Raw genomic sequence first — 26756 nt, forward strand, 5'->3', positions numbered from 1 at the left:
TAATAAGAAGAAAGTTTATCGTTTGTAGCTAGCGATGATGAAGAGCGTTTATGAAATAGTGATTGCATTTTTATCTAAAAATCGGTATCATGAAGATAATCAATAATTCAGGGAGGCTCATATGAAAAAATTACTTGTTCCCATTGATGGCTCACCCATATCGATAAAAGCGGTAATGGAAGCAAAAAAACTGGCAGAAGCGCTCGGCTCTGATGTCGTTTTGTTGACGGTTGCCAACATCACTACCCCTAGCGGAACCGATGAGTCCAATCTACTAATCCAATCCGGCCTGGAAGTTCAAGCCTATGTGTCGCAGTTTAAACTCAACGCAGAACGTCACCTTGCCGAAGCAAGGGAAATGCTAAAAGACCTGACCGTCAATGTCGAAACCGTTTTGCTGTATGGCGATCCGGCTGATCAAATCGCCGGATATCTCGATGAAAATGAGGTGGAAATGGTCATCATGGGCTCTCAGGGCGTTGGCATTTCACGCTTGCGTCAGGTGTTCATTGGTAGTGTCACCTCAAAAATAGTCCGTCATTCCAAGCAACCAGTTCTGGTCGTGAAATAAAAGACAAGAACAAAACGAAGTCGGTAATGATTGCAGATTATGATTATTGTCGATACAAAGCTGATGTGGCTAAGCATTGGCTTTGTGTTTTTTTTGGCTGGTTTTTGCTGTCATAAAAATCAGCCTAAGGTAAGCCATGAACTTAAACCAGAAAAGCTTAGCCTTTCTTTTTCTGGCAGGCCTGGCAATAATAAGTGCCTCGGCCACGAACCATTTCTTTGGTGATTGCCCCATCGCAAACCGGACAAACCTTTTGCATATGCACCTTTAACTGTACCTGAAACAAACCAGCAATGCCGTTGGCGTCAAAGGAATGAATGGTTGTTCCGCCCTGGGCAATGGCCTGCTCCAAGATTTCTTTTGAAATGGCGATTAATTCGGTTATCCGCTTTTTGCTGACCCGTTTGCCGGGGGTGGTGGGATTTATGCTCATGCTAAAACAGATTTCATTTGCATAGATATTGCCGATCCCGGTCATAATCCGTTGATCAAGCAGCAAGGTCTTAATTGGCAGACTGCTCCGATGGATTTTTTGGTAGATCGCTTCCGGATCGGCCTCCCATGGCTCTGGACCAAGTTTGGATAGCGGTAAATCATAAGGATAGGTTTCTTTACTGACCAGTTCTAAACGGCCAAACTTTCGGGTGTCCTGATAACGTAATGCGGTGCCATCACTAAAGATAAAGCTGAGGTGTTGATGCTTGTTGAGTGGCGCTGCAGCATCAACGAGATGATACTTACCTTCCATCCGTAAATGCGAAATAAAGGCATCACGATCTAAAATGAAGATTAAATACTTGCCCACCCGATCGATATCTCGGATGGTTTGTCCGGTTAAGGTTGAGACAAAACGATTGCTATCGCCAACAATGATTTTATCGTAATGAACCTGGATTGCCTTAATCTCTTTTCCAATAACAAAATTCTTTAACGTTCTGCGAACCGTTTCAACTTCTGGTAATTCTGGCATAGTTTTTCACCTGCTTAATTGAGATTGTTTTTTTAAATGTTTTAAATTTTTTAAAAAGTTTCTAAAGTGCCGAAACTAAAATATTTCTCACAGCTACCCTAGAAAGCAAATTTCAAAGGCTTATAGTGGTAGCTAGTCTGAGTATACACCAACTGAAAAAGGGCTGCAAATAAAAAAGCGATATTAAGCGGCTAAAAGATAGACCGCTTTGCAATCAACACGCTTCAAAAACAGGGATATTTCGGGCGAATAGAGACGTTTTATTTGTCATGCTTGCAACAACGTGATACAATTAAAAAATCGGATGGTCTGTCGTATGATGGCGGGCGATCACTAATAAAACCGGTGTAATATAAAAAATAAAAATTGGAGGGAATGATGAAGGATTTATTGCTGATCAGCGGGTCGATCATGATTGTTGTTGCTTTGAGCATTTTATCAAGAACAACAAAAAAACTTGAACCATCAATCAGATTGTCAAATGCCTTTGTGGCTCTGGCGAGCCTTTTAATTTGCTGCTCACATTTGAGTTATGCGAATCTTATCATTCTGCCCTGGGCAAGAATCAATCTCAATGCTGTGTTTTTCAATTTTGGATTGGTCGCTTTCCTGGTAGGGCTATTCATTATGTTTATCGAGCTGCTTAAAGATCCGATCTATAAGTATTCTCCATATGCTGCGATAATTGGGATAAGCTTATTATCAATGTATGCCAAGATTGCTATGCCAATCGGCTAAGCTTAGGCTAACGATAAAGGCGGTTAAACGCTATTAAATTCAGAAGAAAATAAGGAGGATGACTAATTGAGAACAACACTACGCAAATGGGCAGTAGCAGATGCCGATCAATTGGCAGTAGCCCTAAATAACAAGAAAATTCTGGATAATCTGCGGGATGGCTTGCCATTTCCTTATACTATAGCGGATGCAAAAGGATATATCAAGGCGATGCAAGATTCAGATGCTAACAATACCTTTGCCTACGCCATTACCGATGGGGATCGAGTCATTGGGAGTATTGGCGTATTTCGCAAGGATAATATTCACTTTCGAACCGCTGAACTGGGTTATTATATTGCTGAACCCGATTGGGGACAGGGACATGGAACGCGGGCAGTAAAACAGATCTGTGAACTGGTTTTTGAAACAACCGATATCATCCGGATTTTTGCTGAACCGTTTGCCCGGAACCTGGGATCGTGCCGGATTCTTGAAAAAGCTGGTTTCCAATTGGAAGGACTGCTAAGAAAAAATGCCATAAAAAATGGTGTAGCGGAAGACATGAAATTATATGCCTTAGTCAGAGAATAAAGAAAAAGTTCTAAAAAGGAGAAAAAACCATGATTTCTTATCGTAAAGAATTGCATTTTAATTTGCCTAAGCGAAGAGGCCTGGTCAATATTACCGCGGATGTCGAAAAAGCGCTGGCTGAAAGTGGGATCAGTGAGGGACTGATTCTAGTTAATGCCATGAACATTACCGCCAGTGTGTTTATTAATGATGATGAAGGTGGACTCCATCATGATTACGAAGTCTGGTTAGAAAAGCTGGCGCCAGAAAAACCATATAGTCAGTACCGTCACAATGGTTTTGAAGATAACGCTGATGGTCATCTTAAGCGAACCATTATGGGACGCGAAACAGTGGTAGCAGTAACCAATGGCAAGCTCGATTTTGGCAGGTGGGAACAGATCTTTTATTTTGAGTTTGATGGCAAGCGAGATAAACGGGTACTGGTTAAAATAATTGGGGAGTGAGAAAATTACGAAGGAGCTGTCCTAAGTCGAATTATCAAAACAGCCATCTCAGCAACTTTGCACTGCTGAAATGGCTGTTTATTTGTTAGTTTTGAAATGCTTCATTTTACCTGCTTTTTATTTTTGAGCTGTTTTGCAATCTTTTTGTCTTCTTCTTCAAATTGATCGCCCAGTTTATCAAGTTTCTTTTGTTTAAATTCTCCGTGAGCTTTTTTAGAAATTTCGTTTTCTTCTTCATCGGTATGTTTTTCCATAATTTCAGAAAATACTTTAAATTTGACGATCCAGGTTTCGTCGTCGACAGCAAGACTTTGAAGTTCTGCCATTAGCTTATCCAAAATACGGTGCTCTTCTATTATTTCTAAGCCCATTTTTCGGGTCGCTTTGTTTTCTTTTAAAGCAGGAACAAGTACTTCTTCCTCCGCTTGGTGATGCGCAGTCAATTCAAGCTTAAGTTTAGCAAAACTGTTCGTCCTTGTTTTTATGGCTCTTTTAGTGGTGGCATTTATTTTTTTGGCCATCTTCTTAAATTCATCATGCTCTTTTTTTATTTCCTTGAAAATATCCATTTTAACTCCTTCTAAAATTATTTTACACTATAAGTTGAATTAAAGTCTGTCATCAGCTTAAATGGATCGATTAGTTATGTGTATCTTTTGAAAGCGCAATCGAACTATTGCGACAATTAATTTATACTTATAAACTAATGTTTACCCTCAATAAAGAAATACAAACAGAATAATTAAATAAAAAAGACCGATCATTTGGCGATTCGGTGTTGTTGGTGAATATCTCAGACGTGGCAGGGTATATTTTTAGTAGTAATTATTAACGGCAATTCAATGATCATTTGATATAACGAATAACTTAAGGCTAATCTCAGTACGATTGATTAATTAGCGATGGTCAGATTTCAGATTAAAATTAGGATTTACACCGGTACCCACATTACCGACACCCTGATGATTGATAATACCGAATCACCGTGGCAGGAACCGATTTCTGAAAACCCGTTACTACCGCCGGTGACCGAATGCAATCTGCTGGGTACTATTCAGCCGATAAGGGCAAGTGGCACATAAGTATTTGCGCTTATCATGTTTAAAGTCTTTTTTGAGACGGACGAAATGTTTCCGCAACTAGCCGTGCCTTAAAGAAAAAAGAGGGAGAGTAAATAGGTGAAAAGTATCCTATTAGTAATAGATTACCAGAAAGATTTCGTCGATGGCGTCCTTGGCTTTCCGCAGTCGGTTCGTCTTGAGGATCCGATTGCGGAAAAAATCTGCGCATATCGGTCAAATGGCCACGAAATTGTGTTTACTTATGATACGCATACGGCCGATTATCTAAACACGCAGGAAGGTAGAAATTTACCGGTGGTTCATTGTATCAAAGGAACAGCCGGATGGGAACTTTATGGAAAGGTGGCCCAGCTGCGGCGGGATACCGATATCTGTATTGAAAAGATCGCATTTGGATCAATGGAGCTTGCCGAGTTTCTGGCTGAGAACCAGTATGACCGGGTCGAGCTGGTGGGGGTTGTTTCAAATATTTGTCTTATCTCGGATGCGGTACTGGCAAAGGCGGCGCTGCCGGAAGCGGAAATTATTGTTGATGCCAGCTGCGTCGCCAGCAATGAAGACCGTCTTAATGAAGCTGCATTGGATGTGATGGAAAGTATGCAGATTCGCATTATCAACCGAAGATAAAACTGGCAAAATTTCAATTCCCCGGCTGAACTTTCTGAGCTATAATAAACAAAACACAAGGAGGCAACAATGGGAACCAGTAAGGAATTTGCAGACTATGTCTGTGATCAGTTAATAGCAGCGGGAAACATCACTTGCAAAAAAATGTTTGGCGAATATGGCGTCTATCTTGACGAAAAGATTGTCGGACTGATCTGCGATAATCAGTTTTTTCTCAAGAAAACAGAAGCAGGACGAGTCATGATTGAAGAACGCTTGACAACTTTTGAAGAAGGTCTGCCATACCCGGGTGCCAAGCCGCAGTTTTTGATTGATTCGCTGGATGACCGGGAATGGTTGGCCGAATTGCTGCGGGCCAGCTATCAGGAATTGCCAATGCCCAAGCCCAAGAAAAAGAAAAAATGATGGATCAACAAGAGTATAAGAAAACGTATAAACCATTGATCCTGTGGATGATCTTATTCATAGTAGGGAGTACCTTAATACCAGTATTTATCAATAGAACGCTTGATCAGCTATTCCAGATAACCTGGGGCGAGGGTGCCGAGGTTAGGATGGTGCTGATGTTTATGGTGATCGCCATTGATGGTTTATTGGTTATGATTTATGCTGGAGAATATGTCTATTGGATTAATGGCGGACCCGGCTTTGAGGAAGCTAAAGCAGCCGGCAGTGAAAGAAGAAAAGCCTATGCAGCTGCACATTTAAGCGTGTTTCTAAAAATGACACTGGTATGTTGTGTCTATCTCTTGTTCAGTTTGCTTTTCCATTTTCCAATCGGGATTGATATTGCCGTGATATCATCAGCTGTTGTTGTCGCGTCGATCATGACCATTCCGATTCGCTTTAACTAAAAAATTGCTGCATCGTGAGTAGCAGGGGACTTAGCTTTATTCAGTTTTAATTTGAGCACTCTTTAAATAGAGACTGTCTTTTCGACATCAATCAACAGTTCATTGTGCCTTAAAAATGAAGGGGTAAAGGGCGAATTGTAACGTGCCAGACGGAAACCACCATGAGTCTTCAGGTTCTTTCCCTCAAGCCATTTGAGTAATTTCGTTTTAAGTGCATCAAGCTTTTCTTTTTTAATCGAACCAGAAAAAGCAATTGACGCACTGACCTTTTCCTCGATTTTTTTAATTTTTATTCTTGAGTTACCAGGTTCAGGGGGTGATTCACTGGCATATTTAGCGGGCAGAACAAAGCTCGTTATTGATATGCCGGGGCCTAAGTCATTGAATACCGGGACAGTCATGGCAATTTTTTCTCGTCTGGAATTATTCCCGCTGATATAATCAAAAATCTGATTAAATCCGCTTGTGTGCTCACTTTTAAGATCTTCAATAGAAGCCGTTAGATAACTTTTATAGGCTCGAAGTTCAAGTTCACCGTCTTTTTCAACAATTGCGTATTCAGGGGTTTCATAATTTGACATGATAGATCCTCCTAATCATTTATAAGCTATGACTACCCCAAAATTTGCTTTCGTAACATCCCTTCGTCTTTCTAGATTAGTATTCATGATCCGCTTCGCGCATCATGACAAATTCCGGAACCTTGATTAAGATCTCAGTGAGCTCAAGTGCTTTGAGTTTGCCTTGATGGTTTCAGTATATCCTAATTTCAAGGTCGATGAGGCCGGATTTATGAACACAACTTGGCATGCCTTAAGCACCTTTATTTTAAAACGAAGAACTGATCATAAAACCAAGAATGGCTCCATAAATCGCAGTTCGATGGGGTTTGGCAGTAATGGGGCAACTACCGTTGGGGCAGCCGACCAGTTTATAATAGAGCAGTCCCAATGCGCCCCCGACAAGTGTGCCAATTATTATTTTGATATACATTTGATACCTCCGAATAAAAAAATTGATAGATCAGTTGAATGATTCCCATTATATCAAAGGCTTTTTTTGAAATCTGTGATTAAATCACAGTAACCATATCACCAACCTTCCCCGCATTGTTAGGTCGAAGGAATTTGCACAAAAGAACTGTCACCTTGTGCTTACGAAGCATATTTTGAAGCCTTTATTCCTTTGAATCAAAAAATATCTATGATAGAATTGGAAGGACAATAAACGAATCCCATTTTATCAGAACAGGAGTAAATTAAATGGCAATCGAAAAAGTAAAAGATTATTTCAAACAATGGAATATTGAAAGCCGCATCCTGGAATTCCAGACCTCATCGGCAACGGTGGAACTGGCGGCGCAAGCGGTCGGTTGTGCCCCGGAACGAATCGCCAAAACCTTGTCCTTTAAACTGGCGGAAAAATGTGTGCTCGTCGTGGTGGCCGGTGATGCCAGAATCGACAATTCAAAATTTAAAGCGCATTTTAAAAGCAAGGCAAAAATGCTTTCTCCGGAAGAGGTTGAGCACCTTGTTGGTCATGGTATTGGCGGCGTCTGTCCCTTTGCCGTCAACGGCAATGTGGATGTCTATCTCGATGATTCACTGAAACGATTTGATACCGTCTTTCCGGCCTGCGGTAGCAGTAATAGTGCCATTGAACTGACAATCGCGGAACTGGAAAAATATTCCAACAGTGTCGGCTGGTTTGATCTGTGTAAGGACTGGCAGCCGGTCTGATAAGTAGCCACTGGTTCTGGTATTGGGTATCGAAGAAGCCGATGTTTGTTGGAGAATCATATTTTTAGCGGGGGGAGGGGGATGCGACAAATAAACGTCCCCATTGTCTTCGGTATATTTCAAAACATTTACGGGCATTGATTCTGCCAGAACTTACCCCAGGTCAGATCAGCTATACCTATGCCAGCGAAGCCGATCTACTGAATGTGGCTTTGTTTGGGATGACAGCCAAATAATGGAGACAGACTAACGCAGAGATAAAAGGTAACATTCGCGACGAGGCAAACTTAAAGCAGCTACTGGTTTTAGCAAATATGGAGAGTTACAATGCGATTTTAATTGCGCAGGGAGTGAGCCTAGTCGGATCGGTTAATTGAATTACGGAAACTTGTATCGAGACAACTGCGGTCGCTTGAAGAATTGGGAACACCTTTTATCAATGCATTAGAATAAGTGACGGTTCACGTTTCGATTTGACTATGCATTAACCCACGCCCCCGGCAAATTTAGAAATCAAAGAATTGCCCGGGGCTTTATAATTAAGGGACGGTTCTTTTGAGAAAAACAGAATAAAAAATCGACCTCACTGGGTCTAATGGCATCTTCATTGGGGTTGATGATGAATAAGGGCGGGACGGATGAGACTATTCCGAAAGCAAGGGAGCATTCTTATGAATAAGTATACCAACGAAGAATTAAATGAAGCGCTTCGGGAAGTATCTTCAACGATTAGCAAATGTGAAAAAATGCAAGGTAAATTTGCCGAAGGGACCTCCCAATGCTCACTGCTCAGAAATAGAATTAAAGCGATGGTTATTTCAAAGCTTTTGATAGAAAGTGAACTATCCCAAAAGAAACAAATGTCTAATGTTCTGGGGCAGCATACAAAAAAAGGATTAACAGAATCGCTCAGACCAGTGGTTTCAGTTATCAGCAAGTGTGAAAAAGCACAGGTGAAATTCGATGAAGGAAGCTTTCATCATCGGCGATTTGAGAATTTAATCAAGGCAATGGTTATATCTAAAGTTTTGATAGAGGATCAGCTTGATCTGATGGAATAAGCGTCGGTTTGTGATAAACCAAAATGGATGAAATGAAAAAACGGCTCCTTTATATAGCCTGGATATGACGAACGAAACGTCCCCACGTCATTCCCGCGTCATTACAGATCCTAAAACATCCCCACGTCTTGGGGAACTGCTGATGAAAAACCTCACTAGAAAGATCATAAAAAGATTTCAAGAAGAAACGAAATAAGAACTAAGAAATCTACCGGAACTACCAGACTACAAAGAAATCAGCGATCATAAACAGGTAAAAAAAGAAAATGATAAATAATAAGAAAGCACAAGAAAGAATAAGAAAGCATAAGAAAGCATAAGTTAATATTTTAACTTATGTTTTCTTATTGACAAAACGAACAGAAAATGTTATTATCTGTTCATAGTAATACGGGAGGTAATACAAATGAATGGAAATGCATGGATGTTCCGGCCCAATATTGACGAGAAAAAGATTGAAGAATTAGAATCGAAAGATCTGATTGCTTGTGGCTGGCCACATTTGGGTGATCTAAGTGGGTTATCAAAAGAAGAGATAAAAATGCTTCTTCAGAAGCCACCATATGAGTATTCAAAAATAAAACTGGGTAATGCAAGTTCAGCACTTGATATATTTGTAAATCAGATGAAAAAATATGATTTTGTATTAATGCCGAAAGGGAAATTTGTTTTGATTGGTAATGTTCAAGGCGATTATACCTATGATCCAACAGTGGATAACGATATCGAGGGGTATCCCCATCAGCGTTTAATTGAATGGAAAATCAGAGTCGAGCGGGTAAATCTTCCCATTGAATTGCGACAATCGCTTAAAGCCCATCAGGTGGCAACGTCATTGACAAAATTTTACGATATCATTGATTTACTAGTGCGCGTTGATAATAATGAATTTTTAGGAGACGATGATAAGATGGAATTAGTTCCGGTCAGTTACCCACTGCGACCGGATTATGCGGTTAGTTTTGCTGTACCGATTGATATTTCCGAAAGAGAAGCGGAGCGACTTGGAGATTTTTGTTCGACCTTATATTTTGGAAAACATGAGCTTGATTATCTCTCAACAGGCATTAGAAAGCTTTCTTCAGCAGAAGGAGTAGCTGCTGTACTTGCTTCTAAAAATGAAAGTTCCGAAAAAAAAGAGGAGCGATCAAAACGACTAGAAATATTAGATAAAATAATGCTTGAGTTTGAAGAATTAGAGACTATTGTTGAAAATAAAGAATCCCTATCAACAAAAGAAAGGAAAGAACTAAAAGAACGAATTAAAAGGCTTGAATCTGATTATAAAAGTATAAAACGGTAAAGAAATATTAAGTATTTAGGTATTCTCTGTTAACGATGAAAATTAATCCGTAAAATATGGAGTGTTTAAATTCAAAGGAGGGTTTATAAATGAGTTTTGATATGCATAATCAAGTATTTATGAAGGAAAGACTGGAAAAGCGGACTATTTGCAAAATGATCACGATGGGGCTAGACCCGTTGCATCAAACATTTTTAAACGAAAACGCAACAGCGATCGTTGATGATTTAATGAATTTATTGTATGACTGGGGATTTGTTGAGATCACTGAGGAAAAACCCTTTGCAAACAGTGATGATACTGAAGAATATAAATGGTTTAAGGTCAATAAAGGCTTATTCGATAGTAACAATCAGATGAAAAAACAGATCAGGCGGATGGACTGGCAAAGCAAGGATGGGAAAATTATCAGTGCTTTTTCTAAAAGATTTCTTGAATTAGGAGTTGGGTCGGAATTATCGATCGAAAACTGTTTTGATGAATTTATGACGGTGTAACATAGTTGGCAACATCCAGTGAAGATCTATGTTTTAGATGTGCGGCTATTTTAAAGCTAATAACCTCTGGTTTGCGGAAGAAGCTGGAGAAAATGTTTGAAAATCTAAAATAAAAAAACGGATGAGCTTGGAAAAAAGCTATAATTGGTTAAAGAGTATCGAGGGAGATAATGATGAAAGAACTTTTAAACAAAGATGTTGAACATAAAAAATTTGGTGTTGGCAAAGTGATTCAAATAGAAGGGGATTTCTTTTCGGTTTCTTTTAAAGACATGGAAAGAAAGTTCAGTTTTCCTGAAGTTTTTCAAAAGCATTTAAGCTTAAGCGATAAGGAACTTGCCAAAAAGATTAAAGATTTGATTGAGATAAAAGAACAAGATAAACGTGAGATCAAATTATTGGAAGACGAAAAACGGACGACAAATGTAAGACGGAATGAAATCCTTGATCTGGTTGAAACTTATGAAGATGTTGTTAAAAATGCGAGAGTTTTCTGTGATCATGTAAACGATTGCGAGGAGCTAAGGAAAAAGCTGAGTAATTTTCAGCATTGGTATTATATTGAGGAAATCGGTAAATTCGCTCCAAGTAAGTTTATCGGTTATCAGGATATTACAGTCGAAGATTATATTTTTGGCACAAGTACAGAAGGGTACATGGATGGGCGCGAAACAGAGAAACAATTAAATAAGTGGTTTAAGCAGACGCCAGAGGAAGTAAAGAATTACTATTATCAAAAACTACTGGGTGATTTGTCCTGGTATAGTAAAGAACCAAACAAAAGGGCATGCGTGCACATCAAGAAAGACTCTTAAAGGCATTTCTGTTCGATGGTCCAATAAATAAGCAAGTTAATTAAAAAATAATGAAGGGAGTGTCTTGATCCATTTGATTGGGGTCAGACAAGAAAAAATGAAACTATCAAAAATATGTTTGGATGTGGATTTGCAGGATTTTGAAATAGGAAAAATTTATCAGCGTAATGACAAGCCCTGCATTTTCGATCCCATTCGTGAAATTCTTGTAGTGATTACACCAGAAGAGATCATTCGTCAGAAATTTGTGCAGTACCTGATCCACCGGATGATGGTGCCCAAAGAAATGGTTTTCGTGGAAGTCCCGATGACAATTTTTAAAAAAGGAGCCAGAGATCGGGCTGATATTATTATTGTCGGCAGAGATGATGAGGGCCATAGCTATCCCATGATGGTGGTGGAATGTAAGGCGGCTGAAGTTCCTTTGGTTGATGATGTCTGGGATCAGGTGCTTAGATACGACAAGGTGGTTCAATCGGGTTTAGTGGTCATCACTAACGGAGAACTGACATTTTCAGCGGCTCTGAACCAGTCGGTGGGTCACTATGCGCCACTTGAGAAAATGCTAACCTATCCGGAAATGCTTGAAAAAAAGGATTATCCCTTTTATCAGGATAGTGGTGAGAAATGGACACGTCCAGATTTTGAAATGCTGATGTTACCGGAAACAATTGATAATTTCAAGAATTGGGGAAACATCGGTGATGATACGCCGGAACGGCTCTATCCTTTTATTATCAATCTGGCCGGTTTTCTTTTAGATCAAACTCTGAAGTTTTCGCCGTATCAATGGGATGACCTGAAGGTTGTCGATGATGGCATTCGCTTTACAACCTTTGGAAATGCTGCTGGGGGAGACTGGACAAATGAATTTCATTATTTTATGATCGAGGATGAAAGTGGTGAAAATCAGATTGTCAGCATCACCGTCCAGGGAAGCATGCATTTTGAGAATGATCCCCGTTTTGGCAACCGCAAAGGGGTGACAACCCTGGTGGTGGCTGTGGATGATTACGATAAACGCCATAATTCACTGCAGCTCTGCATGGATCGCTATACCATTTGCCAAAAAGATCGCTATCTGCTCTGGCATGATGGTACCCTGACAGTGGGGAAAAAAGGGTCAGCCAAAAAAGATGAAGTGATTCGTTTTATCAAAACTCAAGAGCCGTCTTTAATTGATCAGCAGGGACGGGTTTTTCTGGGTAGCTTTGATGCCAATGCTCCCATTTCATTTGAACAACCGGAAACCCGGCTATTTATCAGAAATGTGATCCGTTATGCCGTGGTTCGTGATCAATTCAGACGATTGAAAAACGAAAGCGCTTGAAGAGGGAAGACTGATAGAAGCGCAGACGCGGGGTGGCTTCTATTCTCAAACACCTTAGATACACGGGGGTGAAGAAAAGCAAGAGAAAAAAGACAAACGTATTTTTCGCAGGTCCCGAAACGTTCCATGAAATACGGTTGTTTTCAAAGGTTGTGATGGAGTGGTGAAGCCAAGAAATACACAAAATGACTTGTGATCATGTAATGGAAACTGCTGATTCAGAATCAAGGTGACTAACTATATAAGTTGAATTAAAAATTTTGAATATCGAACTGGCAATTGTGTAGTGTGCGGGCGATCATCGATCGCCCCTTTAAATTTTTAATACGATATAATATATAATAAATAAATAAATAACCCAGGTTTTTAAGCCTGGGTTTTCTAATAAATTTGTGCGATAACAGAGATATGCGACTCAAAAGTATCTCAAATAAATCGCCCCGAAATCGCATGATACCGTAACAAATGAGGATATACCCTACTTGCTCGCTTCCTCAATCGCCACCGCAACCGAAACCGTGGCGCCAACCATTGGGTTGTTACCCATTCCAATTAGTCCCATCATTTCAACATGGGCGGGAACAGATGAAGAACCAGCAAACTGAGCATCAGAGTGCATTCGTCCCATGGTGTCGGTCATCCCGTAGGAAGCAGGACCGGCGGCCATGTTGTCAGGATGGAGGGTACGGCCAGTACCGCCGCCGGAAGCAACCGAGAAATATTTTTTGCCTTGTTCCAGGGCTTCCTTTTTATAGGTGCCGGCAACCGGGTGTTGGAAACGGGTCGGGTTGGTCGAGTTTCCGGTGATTGAAACATGAACCCCTTCATAATGCATGATGGCAACGCCTTCTTGGACATCGTTGGAGCCGTAGCAGTTAACCGCAGCCCGTTCGCCGTCTGAATAAGGTGTTCGTGAAACGATGTTAAGCTCGCCGGTGGCAAAATCATAATCAGTTTTGACATAGGTAAAGCCATTGACACGTGAAATAATCAGCGCAGCGTCTTTTCCTAAACCGTTTAAGATAACCCGCAGTGGTTTGACCCGAACCTTATTAGCAGAGCGGGCGATGCCGATGGCACCTTCAGCTGCAGCAAAGGATTCATGGCCGGCCAGGAAGGCAAAACATTCGGTTTCTTCGCGCAGCAGCATCGCGCCTAAGTTACCGTGACCTAAACCAACCTTGCGTTGTTCGGCAACCGAACCGGGAATACAGAAAGCCTGTAAGCCTTCACCGATCACTTCAGATGCATCGGCAGCATTGGTAATACCCCTTTTAATGGCCAGAGCAGCACCTAAGGTGTAAGCCCAGCAGGCGTTGTCAAAACAGATGGGTTGAATGCTTCTAACAATTTCAGCCACATCAATGCCTTTTTCATCACAGATAGCCTTTGCTTCTTCTAAAGAGGCAATGCCGTTGGCAGCTAAAGTTTCTTCAATTTTAGCGATTCTTCTTTCATAACTTTCAAATAATGCCATGTGATTTCCTCCTATTCTTTTCTTGGATCGATGTATTTGACAGCATCGTCGAATTGTCCGTATTTACCAGAGGCTTTTTCCAAAGCGGCTGCTGGCTCAACGCCGTTATTGATACTTTCCATCATTTTTCCAAGGTGGACGAAGGAGTAACCAACAATCTCGTCGTTTTTGTTTAAGGCCAATTTCTGAATATAACCTTCGGCAATTTCAAGGTAGCGCGGTCCTTTGGCAAGGGTGCCGTAGGTGGTTCCAACCTGGCTTCGTAAACCTTTGCCCAAATCTTCAAGTCCGGCGCCAATCGGCAGTCCGCCTTCGGAGAATGCCGTTTGGGTACGGCCATATACGATCTGTAAAAACAATTCCCGCATCGCGGTGTTAATTGCATCACAAACTAAATCGGTGTTAAGTGCTTCTAAAATCGTTTTGCCGGGCATGATTTCAGATGCCATTGAAGCGGAATGCGTCATTCCTGAACATCCAATCGTTTCAATCAGACATTCCTCGATGATGCCATCCTTTACATTAAGCGTCAGTTTACAGGCGCCTTGTTGTGGGGCACACCAGCCAATACCATGGGTTAATCCTGAGATGTCGGTGACGTCTTTTGCCTGAACCCATTTGCCCTCCTCGGGGATTGGTGCACAGCCATGATTTGCGTTGTTTCCAACGGTACACATATTTTTAATTTCGTGTGAATATTCCATTCATTAAGCTCCCTTCAAAATATTACTCCTTTAATTATAAACTTTAAAATTAAAAAAAAACAGGTAATATTTTGTTATTTTCGAAATGCGGAGAAAAATACCCGAATTGGACAAAAAGTTTAATTGAAGAAATGGCTAAATCGATGTAGAATAGGGCATGAACCTAAAATAGGTGAATTTTATCTTTGGTTCGGTAACTTATCTTAATAATAAATTAAATATAATGATACAGAATTGGTTGATTGATCACACGATTGATTGAGAAGGGATGTAAACGAATGGAATTAAAAAACAAACTTAGCCTGGGAGCAAAACGAGTGGAGTACTTAATGGAAGAGTATTTCGATCGCGAAAAAACACTGGGTTATTGTAAGGCTTGTCCCAATTTTTCCAAGTACTGGTCCTGTCCCACCTACGCATTTGATGAAGCAATCTTTTTAAAGCAGTTTAAATATATCCATATTATTGGCAGACAGTTCGAGGTACCCCGGGAAGATTTAAGAAATGTGCGTGATCCGGAAGCGGTTAAAAAATATAGCACCGATAAACTCCAGGAGATTAAGGTGATGACCTGGAAAACGCTGTTAGAAATTGAAAACGAGGTTGATGGTGCCATCGGTCTGATTCCCGGTAATTGCCCGATCTGTGAAACCCAGGGGATGGCGTGCGCCAGAAAAACAAATGAACCCTGCCGGCATCCGGATATGATGCGTTTTTCGTTGGAGTCTTTAGGCTTTAATGTCGTCGATCTGCTAAAATATGAGGTCGGCATGACCATGAAATGGGGCGATACCTACCGCTTGCCGGAGGTACTTACTTCGGTATCGGCGATCCTCTGCAATGAAGAAATTCCCAAAGCGGTACTCAAAAAATATTTTCCCGATAAAAAGAAAAGCTGGGAGCGGGATGTTCGCAGAACGCCAGAGAATGAATTCCATGTTTCAAAAGTTATTAAACCAGAAGAAACCGTCCACGGTGGAAGTGCTGCAGTTTTGGCCAAGTCAAAGATCATCGATGATGAGATTCCCGCTTATCGACCACAGAAAAGCTGGGTCGGTTATAAGGCTGATAAGAACCCCGAAGAAGCGGCCATAAAAATGGGTTACACGGTTACCATGCAAGGTCAGGAAGAATCGATTCCGGAAAAGGCAGAAGTGGAAACTCAAAAAATCGCTGAGTCAGAAGCTGCCCCGGAAGTTAAAGCGGAAGAAGCAGAAGCCGTCACGGTAAAGGAAAGTCCTGAGCCAGAAGCAGTGGAAATCGCTGCGGAAGAGGATGATAGCAAATATCAATGGTTGGGCTATAAGGCGTCTCTTGACGACGACGAAATAGTCAAACGGCCGATTCCAAAAATGACCGAACTGATTCTAGATGGTGAAGAAGTTCCGGCGATTGAAGAAGAACAGCAAGTAGCCGAAAGTGTCGAAGTTGCGCCAGAAGAAGATTGCACCCCCTATTATGATCAAACCGAAGCGGAACTGGCAGACAATAATGAGGCGGCTTTTGAAGCGGCCGAAAGTTTGGCGGCCCTTGAAGAAAAAGTTGAAGAAGTCGATCAAGCACCGGTCGAAGAAAAGCCAGTCGAAGCAGAGCCAGTTGAAGCAGATGACGACTCCAAATATCAATGGTTAGGTTATAAAGCGTCGCTGGATGAGGATGAACCAATCGTTAAAAAGTCCACCCTGTCGACCATCAAGATTCCCGAATAAAGTTCATTAATTAAACAATACTGACGATCTAGATTGTGTTTGGGATGGGATTTTGCCGTTTCGGACACAATCTAATTTGCGCTAAGGCAGTTATCGTATCGATCAACAGATAATAAAGCTGACGCGGGTCATGTAGAGATACTTAATAAAACAATTAGAAGGAGAAAAATCATGTATTATTCAGCAGATATTGGCGTTATTGGCGGTTCAGGTCTCTATGAATTAAGTACCGACGTGAAGAGAATTGAAGTGGATACCCCTTACGGCAAGCCATCCGATGATATCAGCCTGGTCAAGGTGGGCGAAAAAACGGTGGCATTTTTGCCGCGCCACGGAAAAGAACATACCCTCAACCCTTCAGAAATTAATTACCGGGCCAATATTTTTGCCTTGAAAAGCCTGGGTGTAAAAGCGATTATCTCGCCCTGCTGTGTCGGCAGCCTTAAGTTTGAGATGAAACCCGGCGATTTTGTGGTAACCGATCAGTTTATCAATATGACCTCTGGCCGTAAGGATACTTTCTTTGAAAAACCAAAGGTCAATCACATCAGTTCTGCCCATCCCTATGACCAGAAGCTAAGAGTAATGGCCATGGAAGCAGCCAAAGAATGTGGGATTACCGCCCACTTTGGCGGGACTGTGGTGGTTATCAACGGCCCCCGTTTCTCAACCGTGGCCGAAAGCCGGATGTTTGCGATGATGGGTGCCGATGTCGTCAACATGACCCAGTATCCGGAAGGCTATCTCTGTCTGGAACAGGAAATCCCGGTGGTCAACATCGCCCTGATCACCGATTATGATGCCGGTCTCGAAGATCATCCGGATATTAAACCGGTAACCAATGAGGATGTCATCCGGGTTTTAAATGAAAATACTGAAAAAGTAAAAGCGCTGATCTTTAAGCTGATCGATAAATTAGAGGTGTAGGCTTGAAACCTCTTTATTTTGAAGATGGGGAGCTTAAGCTGATTGATCAGACCAAGCTGCCCACCCAGTTTATTATTCATGCTTATAGTGATTATCGGGAAATTGCCAAAGCGATTGTCGATATGATTGTTCGAGGAGCACCGGCCATCGGGGTAACCGCTGGCTACGGTGTTTATTTTGGTGCGTTGGAATATGAAAATGAGCCAAAAGACGTTTTTTATGATAAAATGAAGGAAGTTTGCGAATTACTGGCGTCGACCCGTCCCACCGCCGTGAATTTATTCTGGGCGATCAAGCGGATGGAAGATGTGATGGCGGCCAATGCCGATAAAGAACCGGCGCAATTGGTTGAAATATTAAAGGATGAAGCCCAGGCCATCTGTGCCGAAGACATTCAGATGTGTCGGGACATGGGCAAGCATGGCGCCGAGCTGATCCATCAAAACGATACCCTTTTGACCCACTGTAACGCCGGAGCCTTGGCAACCGCCGATTACGGCACCGCCCTGGGGGTAATTCGGGCGGCTCATGAAGCCGGCAAAAATATTTCTGTCTATGCCGACGAAACCCGGCCTTTTTTACAGGGTGCCCGACTGACCGCTTACGAACTTCATGCCGACGGCATTCCGGTAACGTTAATTACTGATAACATGGCTGGCTGGATGATGAAACTGGGCAAGATTGACGGCGTTATTGTGGGCGCCGATCGGATTGCTGCTAATGGTGATGTGGCCAATAAAATCGGTACCTATTCGGTGTCGGTACTGGCCAAAGCCCATGGCATTCCGATGTATGTGGCGGCACCGACCTCGACCATTGATTTTGCCATGCAATCCGGGGATGAGATTGTCATTGAACAACGGGACTGCCGTGAGATCAGCCACATCGGTGGCATTCAGGTGGCGCCGGACGGGGTCGCCATGGAAAACCCGGCCTTTGACGTCACCCCCCACCAGAATGTCACCGCCATCATCACTGAAAAAGGGGTGGTTTATCCCCCCTATGATATTAATATTCCCAAGCTAAAAGAATAGCAAGATAATAGCAAAAGAATAGCAAAAATAAAGCAAAAATAAAGCTAAAGGATAAAGCATGAAAGTAAATATACTATTTCCCGTTCTCAATGAAGAGCGGCGACTGGAAAAAGGGATTTTAAAAACCCTGCTTTTCCTCAAAAAAAACAAGCTCTTTGATTATCAATTGACGATCATTGATAATGGGTCGACCGACGCCACCGCGGCGATCAGCCGACGGCTGTGCGAAAAGCATCCCGAGGTTCATTATCTAAAAACCCCTGAGCGGGGCGTCGGGGTCGCCCTGCGAACTGGCGCGGCGGACAATCGCTGTGAAGTGATTGGCTATATGGATATTGACCTTTCCACCAATATTGAGCATCTCAGACAGGTCAAGGATATTTTTGAAAACCTGCCCGATGTAAGAATTATCAAGGGCTCGCGGCTGATGAAAAATTCGACGGTGATGGGGCGCAAGCCGGCTAGAGAATTTACCTCCCGGGGACTCAATCGGCTCTTGCATGTGGTCTTTAAAAATCAGTTCACCGATGCTCTCTGCGGCTTTGATTTTTATCGAAAAGAGACCTTTGACGACTTGATTGCTGCTGCCAGCCAGGACAATGGCTGGTTTTATTGCGTTGAGCTGCTGCTGCGCGCCGAGCGTCAGGGCATCGCAGTCCACGATATTCCGGTGATCTGGGAAGATGATTATGATACTAAGGTAAAGGTTGTTAAAACTGTGGTATCCTATCTCAAGCAGATCAAATTTTTAAAGTCAGAATTTATTAAAGAAGATCGTCAAAAAAATAAATTGAAAAATTTGAATTAAGATCACCAGACAAATCCTGACAGCAAGGAGACAAGATGAAGGTACCAGCAAATAATTTACTACGGCATTTTGAAGAGCACCAGCAAGAATACGAAGATAAAGCATTAGAAATTCTAAGAAGCGGCAGCTATATTCTCGGGAATGAAGTAGACCGCTTTGAAAAAGATTTTGCCAGCTATATCGGCACCAATTACTGCGTCGGCCTGGGCAACTGTTTAGATGCCCTGTGGCTTTCTTTTCGTGTTTTGGGGATTGGCGCCGGCGACGAGGTGATCGTTCAGGCCAACACCTACATTGCCAGCGTGATGGGGATCACCATCAATGATGCCACCCCGGTTTTTGTCGAACCGGACGCTTTTCATGGTATCGATGCCGATAAAATCGAAGCGAAGATTACCAAAAAGACCAAGGCCATTCTGGTAGTCCACCTTTACGGCACCAGCTGCGAAATGGATAAGATCGTGGCGATTGCCAGAAAACACAATCTCCGGCTGGTCGAGGATTGCGCCCAAAGCCATGGCGCCACCTATCAGGGTCAGGTGACCGGTTCCTTTGGCGATATCGGCTGTTTCAGCTTTTATCCGTCCAAAAATCTCGGCGCATTTGGTGATGGCGGTGCCATTACTACCAACAGCCCAGAACTGGATCGGGCCTTTCGGATGTATCGCTTTTACGGTAGTGAAAAGCGCTATTACAATAAGGTCGTCGGCACCAATTCCCGCTTGGATGAGCTTCAGGCGGGGCTGCTTAATGTCAAGCTTGCTTATCTGGATGAGCTCAATGCTGACCGCAACCGGGTTTGCACCGCCTATCTTGACAAGATCAGCAATCCGGTGATCGCTTTGCCTAAACTGCGGGACCAGGCAACCACGGTCTGGCATCAGTTTGTCATCACCACCCCCTATCGGGATCAGCTTAAGGATTATCTGGAAGCTGCAGGCATCGGCAGCATCATTCATTATCCAATTCCCCCACATTTGTCAGAAGCCTATGCCTATCTGAAGATTGGCCGGGGTAGTCTGCCGATTACTGAAAAACTGGCGGATCAGGTTTTATCACTGCCCTTGTTTTATGGGATGACCGAAACCGAAATCGACACCGTTATTACCGCTATCAATACCTTTGTGCCACCGGCGCCGGAGCAATAAGATGACCGTAAACAAAACCCGTTGGGACAAAATCATTATCGGTGCCGGACTTTACGGACTCTATGCCGCCAAAAGCTGTGGTGACCGGGGTCAGCGGGTATTGGTGCTGGAATGGGAAGCGTCGCCTTTTCAGCGGGCTACCTATATCAATCAGGCGCGCGTCCATATGGGTTATCATTACCCGCGGTCCTATGCCACAGCGATTAAGTCGGCCCATTATTTTAACCGCTTCGTGAAGGATTATCAGTTTTGTATTCACAGTGAATTTGACCAGGTTTACGCCACCAGCGACAGCTTCAGCTGGACCAACCGCGACCAGTTTACCCAGTTTTGTCAGGCGGCAGAGATTCCCTGCGAAGAGCTTATTCCCCATAAGTATTTTAAAAAGGGGCTTTGTGATGGTGCCTATCTAACCCGTGAATATACCTATGATGCCGGCATTCTGGGACATTATTTTGTCGATCAGCTGGAAAAACGGAAAAATGTTGAAATTCGCTATGGGGTGCGGATTCAGCGGATTGAAAAAGGGGAAACGAGCTATGCCATTACCTTGGAAAATGGGAAGGTCGAAGAAACCGGCTTTCTCCTCAACGCCACCTACGGGTCAACCAATCAGATCCTTGATCTGGCTGGTTATGAGCCCTTTAAAATTAAGTATGAGCTTTGCGAAATCATTCTCTGCCAGCCGGAAAAAAAGCTGCTTGAGGTGGGGATCACGGTGATGGACGGGCCTTTTTTTTCGCTGATGCCCTTTGGAAAAAGCGGCTACCATTCGCTGACGTCGGTGACCTTTACTCCTCATCGGTCGTCTTTTGACAGCCTGCCCCAGTTTAACTGCCAGAAAAAAAGCGATGGTTATTGCAGCCCCAAACAACTGGGGAACTGCAATGATTGTCTCGCTAAACCGGCATCGGCCTGGCCCTATATGTCTAATATGGCCGAGAAATATCTAAAGGAAGATTACGGCTTTTCTTATGCGGGCTCGCTTTTTTCGATGAAGCCGATTTTAAAGGCTTCTGAAGTCGATGACTCCCGGCCGACGGTGGTCCGTAAGGCCAGTGAAAAACCGACCTTTGTTTCGGTGTTGTCGGGAAAAATAAATACCGTTTATGATTTGGATGAGGTGCTCAAAGATGACTAAAAAACAGGTCAATAAAGTGGACGTAGGGGATAAAGAAAAAAACTTTGTTTCAGCGGTGATCTATATCTATAATGATGAAGAGCGGATCAGGGATTTTCTGGGGAAGATTAATGCGGTTTTAAGTGCCAATTTTGACAACTATCAGATTATCTGCGTCAATGACGCTTCGGACGATAACAGTCTGGCGGTTATTCGCGAGATCGGCAAAAGCATTGCCGGGACGGTCATCAACGTCGTTAATATGAGTTTTTACCAGGGCGTTGAGCTGGCCATGAATGCCGGCATTGATCTGTCGATCGGCGATTTTGTTTTTGAATTTGACAATATGGTGATGGATTATGATGCTGAATTGATGATGGCGGTATATAATCACAGCCTGACTGGTTTTGATATCGTCAATGCCGCCCCGAAAAAATGTGGCCGCAAGACATCACGGCTTTTTTACACAGTCTTTAACCGTTATTCACACAGTCCCCATCAGCTGCGAACAGAAAACTTCCGGGTGTTGTCAAGACGGGCGATTAACCGGGTCCATTCGATGAGCAAGACGATCCCCTACCGCAAGGCGGTTTACGCCAACTGTGGATTAAAAATTGACACCATTGAGTACGACAATGATCTGTCCTGCACCAAGGCCTACGATGCCGAAACAAAAAATCAGCGAAAAGAAATGGCCGCTGATTCGCTGATTTTATTTACCAACGTGGCCTATAAGATGACCCTGTTGGCGGCAGTCTTTATGATGGTGGCGACCTTTGGCATCGGTATCTATACCCTGGTCAGCTATGTCTATGAAGATGTTGTTTCCGGCTATACCTCGATGATGCTGGTGATCGTCTTTGGCTTCTTCGGCGTCTTTGTGATTCTGGCGGTAATCATCAAATACTTATCAATGCTGATCGAACTGGTCTTCAGCAAACAAAAGTACACCATCGAGTCGGTCGAAACCATTAGCGAGTAGGAACTACCGTACCGACCAATTGTTAATCTGTTGTTTGCTGCGGGATCGGACAGGCTACCGCCTGTTCGCCCCGATGCAAACAACATGATGTAACAATTGTCGGTACTAGGTTATCACGGATAAAAAACAAAGGCTGCCTAGCCGATTTTACTTAATCTCGACTTCGGCGTGGGGATCGAAGGGGTTGGTGCGCAGCGAAAAGGAGTATAGAAAAGGGTAGGACTTTCGCAGATGGTTCATATAGATCAGCCATTCTAAGAGCAGCAGCTTCTGAACCCGCTCAATATCGACCATCAGGTGGGCGTGGTCTTTTTCAGGGAGCTGGTTAAGATCCTTGCGATTGGCCAATTCCTGCTCAGCATGAGCTAGCGACATAATCAGATCGGAAAAGGTTTCGTGTTCAATCAGGATCGGGTTTTCTAACAGGGTCAGAAAGAGTTCCCGTTTAGCGGTGAGAAAGCTACTGAGATTTAACAAACAGGGACCCTGAAAGTTTACAGAGGAGTCAATTTTCTTAATTTGTCTAATGGCATTTTTGTAATCCCGGCTATCCCATTGGGGATCGATTAATAAAACGGCTTGCAGGTCTTTTAAATGGGCATCTTCTTTACAGAAAAAGCCCATCAATTCGACCCCGGCCTCAGAAAAGAAGACACTGACGACCATGTTCACCTTCTTGAGCCGTTCAGCCTTATCTTTGTCACTAATGATCTTGTGAAAAATAATTGAAACCAGTAACACATCCACCGGTAAAAAAGCGATATCACCAAGCAGATAAATAAAGATATGGTGAGTGTCTTTGAATATCAAAAAGTGGATAAAGTAAAGGATCACCGACAGGGCGATAAAGCTCGATGCCATAAGCAGAGCCTTGTAGTTTTTTTTCATAGATTGTCTCCAGTGTTCAAATTTATAGGACTTTTGTTTAATTATAACGCAATTTTTAAAAGAAGACTAGCGAATAGTCCGATTAGCAGAGCAAAATTGCTTGATCGATTATGAAGGTGTTTTCTGGCCAATATTTTAAATGATCTAAGAGAAGGTAGGACACCGATGAAATTTAGTATGTTTTCCTGGTTTGGTTACTTTATGCCTTTTGAAGAGCGGATAAAAATTATTGCCGATGCCGGTTTTGATGAGGCGATGATTTCCTGGGAGGATGAGCTTGAGCCCTGGGCACTAAAGAAAGAAGCATTCCCGGAGCTGGTCAGAAAGAATGGTTTGGCGATTACCAATATGCATGCTCCATTTATCGGTTACAGTGATATCTGGACGGCCTCGCGCATGGAGATTTCGCCCAAGCTTAAGATGTTCAAGGATTATTTAAAAGATTGCCAGGCTTTTGAGATTCCGGCGATGGTGATGCATACCAATGATCTCGATGCATTTACGCCGGATTTGGATAAGGGTTTGGCTTTTTTCTCCGAGCTGGCCGATGCCGCCGAGAAGTACAACGTCGATTTGGCGGTCGAAAATGTCTCGCGCCAGCATCTGTTGGTTTATCTATTAGATCAGATTGATGCCCCGCGGTTTGGGATGTGCTATGACAGCTCCCACGATTTTCTGGAAGAACAGAATTGCGGCCGGATTTTAAAGGCATATAAGCATCGGATTAAGGCGCTACATCTTTCAGATAATGACTTTTTGCAAGATCGCCACTGGATTCCCGGCGAAGGCAGCATCCCGCTGGATGCGGTGATGGCTGAGATTCAGACGGTGCCAACCATCAAAACGATTTCTTATGAGGTGCTGGCTAATGCAGTCTGGCAGGAGAAAGATCCGCTCGATTTCGCTGTGGCGGTTAAGCAGAGTCTGGCAACCAAGGATCCAGAATCACGGCAAAAATAATCAATTGAAAAGTTGCCTATTCTGTGATACACTGCCACTAATATAATAGAAAATTGATGAGGAAAGGGGTGCAAAACCCCTGCAGCCCCCGCTACTGTAATTGCTAATAAGGTTTTTGTGCCACTGTCTTATGGATGGGAAGGGAGAACCAAGGATAGGCAAGAGTCAGGACACTCATAATCATTGATATTCTTCGGTGGGAAGAACAGGATTAAACCTTTTGTTTAGTATCCAGCCTCCACAGGAAGCTGGATTTATTTTTGCAAAAAATGCAAAAAAATAAAGAAAAAGAAGGAAGAAAATGAAAAAGAAGAAGCTCAGAAGGCTATCGGCTAGTTTAATTATTTTAGCCTTGATGGTATCCTTTACTGGATGTCAACAAAGCGGCACAACAACGGATGCTAAGGGAGTTGAGACGAAAAGTGGTTCGACCAGTTATCCGGTAACAGTAACAGATAATGCCGGCAACGCCGTGACCATTGATAAAGAACCACAAAAGATTGTCTCGTTATCACCGGCAACAACCGAAATTCTGTTTGCCCTGGATCAGGGTGATAAGGTGGTAGGACGGACAAAATATTGCAACTATCCCGAAGCTGCCTTAGCAGTCACCGATGTGGGCAGCTTTAACTCACCGACCCTTGAAAAAATCATTGAGTTGTCACCAGATCTGGTGGTTGCATCTGATTTTATTTCTGATGATATCAAACAACAGCTGGAGGCGACTGGCGCTAAAGTGATAACCTTTAATGCTGCCAATATTGACGGGATTCTAAGCAATATTGTTGATACTGGGGAAGTGACCAATGCCAATGATCAGGCCAAAGCGGTCGTCGAAAAAATGGCAGCTGAGCGAGAAGCCTTAAGTGAGAAAGCACAAACAGCCAAAACCCAGAAAGTAGTATTTTTTGATATCGGAAAGTTTTACTCGGCAGGTCCCGGTTCCACCCTTGATTCCATGCTGACCGATCTAAATGCAGTGAATATTGCTGCCGATAAAACCGACCAATGGCCACAGCTCAGCACTGAAGAAATCATTGCTGACAACCCCGATGTTTATATTTCACTGTACACCACACCAGAGGAAATCAAGGCGACCCCAGGCTTTGACAAAATCAATGCGATTATCAATGATCAAGTAATCTATTTCGAATTTCTCACTTTGGAAAGTGATATGATCCAGCGGCCAGGGCCACGTATTATTGAAGGAATGGCCTTGATTGCCGAAAGTATTTATCCGGAAATTTTCACTAAATAAGAGTAAGTAAGTCTTTCTAATGGGGTGAATGCTGTTCGCCCCCTAGTTTTCTCTAGGAGAGACCCAGGGGGCGAACAGAAAAAAGGATCAATTGGAGAAATCATGAAAAACAGAGTCAAGAAATATAGTATTATCATATCCATTGCTATTTGTATCATCATTATTTATGTCTGTACTTTGTTGGGAGTGGCGTCGATTTCTTTTTGGGATGCTAATAAAATCCTGCTGAATCAGATTTTTCGGATCGATTTGGGGATGGAAAATATTAGCGCGGGAGCCATTGCCATTATTTGGAATGTGCGATTGCCGCGGATTATTCTGGCCTTTATTACCGGTGGGGTGCTGGCCATCTGTGGCGCCGCCTACCAGGGAATCTTTAAAAATCCCATGGCTGATCCTTATATTTTAGGGGTATCATCGGGGGCGGCTCTGGGAGCGACGATTGGCATTGTGATGAATTTTTCCAGCAGTTTATTTGGGATGAACGGCACCGCTATTTTAGCTTTTGTCGGATCATTTGCATCGATTTTAGTGGTTTATAATATCTCCCGAGTCGGTCGCAAGGTTCCGGTGGCGACACTGCTACTTAGCGGCATTGCCATCGGGCAAACCATTAGTGCGATCATGTATTTGCTGATGATTTTTAATCAGGAAGAAATGACCCGGATTATGTTCTGGATCATGGGCAGTTTAAACGGTAAGGGCTGGGGTCAGGTTTTAACGGTGCTACCTTATGTTATTATCGGATGTATCGTTATGCTGACCTCAGTTCGAGAATTGGATATCATGCTGTTGGGCGAGGAAACCGCGACTCAGTTGGGGGTGGATACCGAGCGTTTAAAAAAGAAAATTTTAATTACCTCATCGCTGCTGACCGCAGCAGTGGTCTCGGTTACCGGGATCATCGGGTTTGTGGGATTGGTAATACCCCATATTGTCCGCCTGGTAACTGGTCCTAAACATCGGGTTTTGATTCCTTTTTCGCTACTCTTTGGTGGAGCGTTTTTAATTCTGTGTGATACGCTGGCCCGAACGGTGGCTGGTCAGGAAATTCCCGTCGGGATTATTACCGCCGCCTTCGGCGGACCCTTTTTTGTCTATCTCTTGAGAAAACGAAAGCAGGGGGGTGTCTAAG

General features: G+C 43.0%; 31 protein-coding genes and 1 riboswitch. Of the genes, 24 read left to right on the forward strand and 7 right to left on the reverse strand.

Going from position 1 to position 26756, the window contains the following annotated elements; all coding sequences use genetic code 11:
- The first annotated feature begins 121 nt into the window (after positions 1 to 121).
- Positions 122 to 571 carry a universal stress protein gene (locus QZ998_RS06735; RefSeq protein WP_296559114.1) on the forward strand — a complete coding sequence of 150 codons (450 nt, stop codon included), beginning with the start codon at positions 122 to 124 and terminating at the stop codon, positions 569 to 571.
- Positions 572 to 728: 157 nt separating this feature from the next.
- On the opposite strand, the gene mutM is transcribed toward QZ998_RS06735, so the two are convergent.
- Complete coding sequence (mutM, locus tag QZ998_RS06740; RefSeq protein WP_296559115.1) at positions 729 to 1541, reverse strand: DNA-formamidopyrimidine glycosylase; 813 nt, start codon at positions 1539 to 1541, stop codon at positions 729 to 731.
- Positions 1542 to 1916: 375 nt separating this feature from the next.
- Between mutM and QZ998_RS06745 the strand changes: the two genes are divergently transcribed.
- From QZ998_RS06745 to QZ998_RS06755, 3 genes are all read left to right on the forward strand, one after another.
- Entirely contained in the window at positions 1917 to 2279 is a 363-nt protein-coding gene (locus QZ998_RS06745) for a hypothetical protein (protein WP_296559117.1), read from the forward strand.
- A gap of 66 nt (positions 2280 to 2345) precedes the next feature.
- Complete coding sequence (locus QZ998_RS06750; RefSeq protein ID WP_296559119.1) at positions 2346 to 2852, forward strand: GNAT family protein; 507 nt, start codon at positions 2346 to 2348, stop codon at positions 2850 to 2852.
- Between the two features lie 29 nt (positions 2853 to 2881).
- A complete protein-coding gene (locus QZ998_RS06755) occupies positions 2882 to 3298 on the forward strand; it encodes a secondary thiamine-phosphate synthase enzyme YjbQ (protein ID WP_296559121.1) in 417 nt (138 codons plus the stop codon).
- A gap of 101 nt (positions 3299 to 3399) precedes the next feature.
- On the opposite strand, the gene QZ998_RS06760 is transcribed toward QZ998_RS06755, so the two are convergent.
- Positions 3400 to 3867 (reverse strand): hemerythrin domain-containing protein, encoded by a 468-nt coding sequence (locus tag QZ998_RS06760; RefSeq protein ID WP_296559123.1) that lies wholly within the window; start codon positions 3865 to 3867, stop codon positions 3400 to 3402.
- 333 nt (positions 3868 to 4200) lie between these two features.
- On the opposite strand from QZ998_RS06760, the gene QZ998_RS06765 reads away from it, so the two are divergent.
- The 4 genes from QZ998_RS06765 (at position 4201) to QZ998_RS06780 (ending at position 5861) form a co-directional block, all read left to right on the forward strand.
- Positions 4201 to 4380, forward strand: a complete 180-nt coding sequence (locus QZ998_RS06765; RefSeq protein WP_296559124.1) for a hypothetical protein — start codon at positions 4201 to 4203, stop codon at positions 4378 to 4380.
- A 96-nt stretch (positions 4381 to 4476) separates the two neighbouring features.
- Entirely contained in the window at positions 4477 to 5007 is a 531-nt protein-coding gene (locus QZ998_RS06770; RefSeq protein WP_296559126.1) for a cysteine hydrolase family protein, read from the forward strand.
- Between the two features lie 69 nt (positions 5008 to 5076).
- The gene (locus QZ998_RS06775; RefSeq protein WP_296559129.1) at positions 5077 to 5412 is read left to right on the forward strand and encodes a TfoX/Sxy family protein; all 336 of its coding nucleotides are present in this window, start codon (positions 5077 to 5079) and stop codon (positions 5410 to 5412) included.
- Positions 5340 to 5861: a hypothetical protein gene (locus tag QZ998_RS06780; RefSeq protein WP_296559132.1), complete on the forward strand. Its 522-nt coding sequence runs from the start codon at positions 5340 to 5342 to the stop codon at positions 5859 to 5861. The genes QZ998_RS06775 and QZ998_RS06780 overlap by 73 nt, the downstream gene beginning before the upstream one ends.
- Before the next feature lie 62 nt (positions 5862 to 5923).
- Here the strand turns inward: QZ998_RS06780 and QZ998_RS06785 are convergent, their stop codons facing one another.
- A complete protein-coding gene (locus QZ998_RS06785) occupies positions 5924 to 6442 on the reverse strand; it encodes a heme-binding protein (RefSeq protein WP_296559134.1) in 519 nt (172 codons plus the stop codon).
- 247 nt (positions 6443 to 6689) lie between these two features.
- Positions 6690 to 6854 carry a DUF6132 family protein gene (locus QZ998_RS06790; protein WP_296559135.1) on the reverse strand — a complete coding sequence of 55 codons (165 nt, stop codon included), beginning with the start codon at positions 6852 to 6854 and terminating at the stop codon, positions 6690 to 6692.
- Between the two features lie 269 nt (positions 6855 to 7123).
- Between QZ998_RS06790 and QZ998_RS06795 the strand changes: the two genes are divergently transcribed.
- The 6 genes from QZ998_RS06795 (at position 7124) to QZ998_RS06825 (ending at position 12606) form a co-directional block, all read left to right on the forward strand.
- On the forward strand, positions 7124 to 7600 hold the full coding sequence (locus tag QZ998_RS06795; RefSeq protein WP_296559137.1) for a YbaK/EbsC family protein: 477 nt from the start codon (positions 7124 to 7126) through the stop codon (positions 7598 to 7600).
- A gap of 671 nt (positions 7601 to 8271) precedes the next feature.
- A complete protein-coding gene (locus tag QZ998_RS06805) occupies positions 8272 to 8661 on the forward strand; it encodes a hypothetical protein (protein ID WP_296559138.1) in 390 nt (129 codons plus the stop codon).
- Positions 8662 to 9067: 406 nt separating this feature from the next.
- Positions 9068 to 9964: a hypothetical protein gene (locus tag QZ998_RS06810; RefSeq protein ID WP_296559141.1), complete on the forward strand. Its 897-nt coding sequence runs from the start codon at positions 9068 to 9070 to the stop codon at positions 9962 to 9964.
- 89 nt (positions 9965 to 10053) lie between these two features.
- The gene (locus tag QZ998_RS06815) at positions 10054 to 10461 is read left to right on the forward strand and encodes a hypothetical protein (protein ID WP_296559143.1); all 408 of its coding nucleotides are present in this window, start codon (positions 10054 to 10056) and stop codon (positions 10459 to 10461) included.
- A 173-nt stretch (positions 10462 to 10634) separates the two neighbouring features.
- Entirely contained in the window at positions 10635 to 11276 is a 642-nt protein-coding gene (locus tag QZ998_RS06820; protein ID WP_296559144.1) for a hypothetical protein, read from the forward strand.
- A gap of 97 nt (positions 11277 to 11373) precedes the next feature.
- Positions 11374 to 12606, forward strand: a complete 1233-nt coding sequence (locus QZ998_RS06825; RefSeq protein ID WP_296559146.1) for a type I restriction enzyme HsdR N-terminal domain-containing protein — start codon at positions 11374 to 11376, stop codon at positions 12604 to 12606.
- Between the two features lie 478 nt (positions 12607 to 13084).
- Here QZ998_RS06825 and QZ998_RS06830 read toward each other — a convergent pair whose 3' ends face one another.
- The gene (locus QZ998_RS06830) at positions 13085 to 14083 is read right to left on the reverse strand and encodes a GGGtGRT protein (RefSeq protein WP_296559147.1); all 999 of its coding nucleotides are present in this window, start codon (positions 14081 to 14083) and stop codon (positions 13085 to 13087) included.
- Between the two features lie 11 nt (positions 14084 to 14094).
- A complete protein-coding gene (locus tag QZ998_RS06835; protein ID WP_296559149.1) occupies positions 14095 to 14787 on the reverse strand; it encodes an iron-sulfur cluster assembly scaffold protein in 693 nt (230 codons plus the stop codon).
- A 278-nt stretch (positions 14788 to 15065) separates the two neighbouring features.
- Here QZ998_RS06835 and QZ998_RS06840 point away from each other — a divergent pair, with 278 nt between their 5' ends.
- From QZ998_RS06840 to QZ998_RS06870, 7 genes are all read left to right on the forward strand, one after another.
- Positions 15066 to 16496, forward strand: a complete 1431-nt coding sequence (locus tag QZ998_RS06840) for a DUF2284 domain-containing protein (RefSeq protein WP_296559152.1) — start codon at positions 15066 to 15068, stop codon at positions 16494 to 16496.
- A gap of 171 nt (positions 16497 to 16667) precedes the next feature.
- Entirely contained in the window at positions 16668 to 17423 is a 756-nt protein-coding gene (mtnP, locus tag QZ998_RS06845) for an S-methyl-5'-thioadenosine phosphorylase (RefSeq protein ID WP_296559154.1), read from the forward strand.
- A gap of 2 nt (positions 17424 to 17425) precedes the next feature.
- On the forward strand, positions 17426 to 18457 hold the full coding sequence (mtnA, locus tag QZ998_RS06850; protein WP_296559156.1) for an S-methyl-5-thioribose-1-phosphate isomerase: 1032 nt from the start codon (positions 17426 to 17428) through the stop codon (positions 18455 to 18457).
- Positions 18458 to 18515: 58 nt separating this feature from the next.
- Complete coding sequence (locus QZ998_RS06855) at positions 18516 to 19265, forward strand: glycosyltransferase (RefSeq protein ID WP_296559158.1); 750 nt, start codon at positions 18516 to 18518, stop codon at positions 19263 to 19265.
- A gap of 35 nt (positions 19266 to 19300) precedes the next feature.
- Positions 19301 to 20413 (forward strand): DegT/DnrJ/EryC1/StrS family aminotransferase, encoded by a 1113-nt coding sequence (locus QZ998_RS06860; RefSeq protein WP_296559159.1) that lies wholly within the window; start codon positions 19301 to 19303, stop codon positions 20411 to 20413.
- Position 20414: 1 nt separating this feature from the next.
- The gene (locus QZ998_RS06865) at positions 20415 to 21554 is read left to right on the forward strand and encodes an FAD-dependent oxidoreductase (protein ID WP_296559160.1); all 1140 of its coding nucleotides are present in this window, start codon (positions 20415 to 20417) and stop codon (positions 21552 to 21554) included.
- Positions 21547 to 22515, forward strand: a complete 969-nt coding sequence (locus QZ998_RS06870) for a glycosyltransferase (RefSeq protein ID WP_296559161.1) — start codon at positions 21547 to 21549, stop codon at positions 22513 to 22515. The genes QZ998_RS06865 and QZ998_RS06870 overlap by 8 nt, the downstream gene beginning before the upstream one ends.
- A 147-nt stretch (positions 22516 to 22662) precedes the next feature.
- Here the strand turns inward: QZ998_RS06870 and QZ998_RS06875 are convergent, their stop codons facing one another.
- Positions 22663 to 23403 carry a hypothetical protein gene (locus tag QZ998_RS06875; RefSeq protein ID WP_296559162.1) on the reverse strand — a complete coding sequence of 247 codons (741 nt, stop codon included), beginning with the start codon at positions 23401 to 23403 and terminating at the stop codon, positions 22663 to 22665.
- Positions 23404 to 23568: 165 nt separating this feature from the next.
- Between QZ998_RS06875 and QZ998_RS06880 the strand changes: the two genes are divergently transcribed.
- The 3 genes from QZ998_RS06880 to QZ998_RS06890 all read left to right on the forward strand — a co-directional run bounded on the left by QZ998_RS06880 (position 23569) and on the right by QZ998_RS06890 (position 26755).
- Positions 23569 to 24363 (forward strand): sugar phosphate isomerase/epimerase, encoded by a 795-nt coding sequence (locus QZ998_RS06880; protein WP_296559163.1) that lies wholly within the window; start codon positions 23569 to 23571, stop codon positions 24361 to 24363.
- Positions 24363 to 24560, forward strand: a riboswitch (cobalamin riboswitch). Its footprint overlaps the gene before it by 1 nt.
- A gap of 104 nt (positions 24561 to 24664) precedes the next feature.
- The gene (locus QZ998_RS06885) at positions 24665 to 25621 is read left to right on the forward strand and encodes an ABC transporter substrate-binding protein (protein ID WP_296559165.1); all 957 of its coding nucleotides are present in this window, start codon (positions 24665 to 24667) and stop codon (positions 25619 to 25621) included.
- Between the two features lie 102 nt (positions 25622 to 25723).
- Complete coding sequence (locus QZ998_RS06890; RefSeq protein WP_296559166.1) at positions 25724 to 26755, forward strand: iron chelate uptake ABC transporter family permease subunit; 1032 nt, start codon at positions 25724 to 25726, stop codon at positions 26753 to 26755.
- The last annotated feature ends 1 nt before the right edge of the window (position 26756 follow it).

The organism is uncultured Acetobacterium sp., assembly GCF_927416815.1.
Classification (GTDB): domain Bacteria; phylum Bacillota; class Clostridia; order Eubacteriales; family Eubacteriaceae; genus Acetobacterium.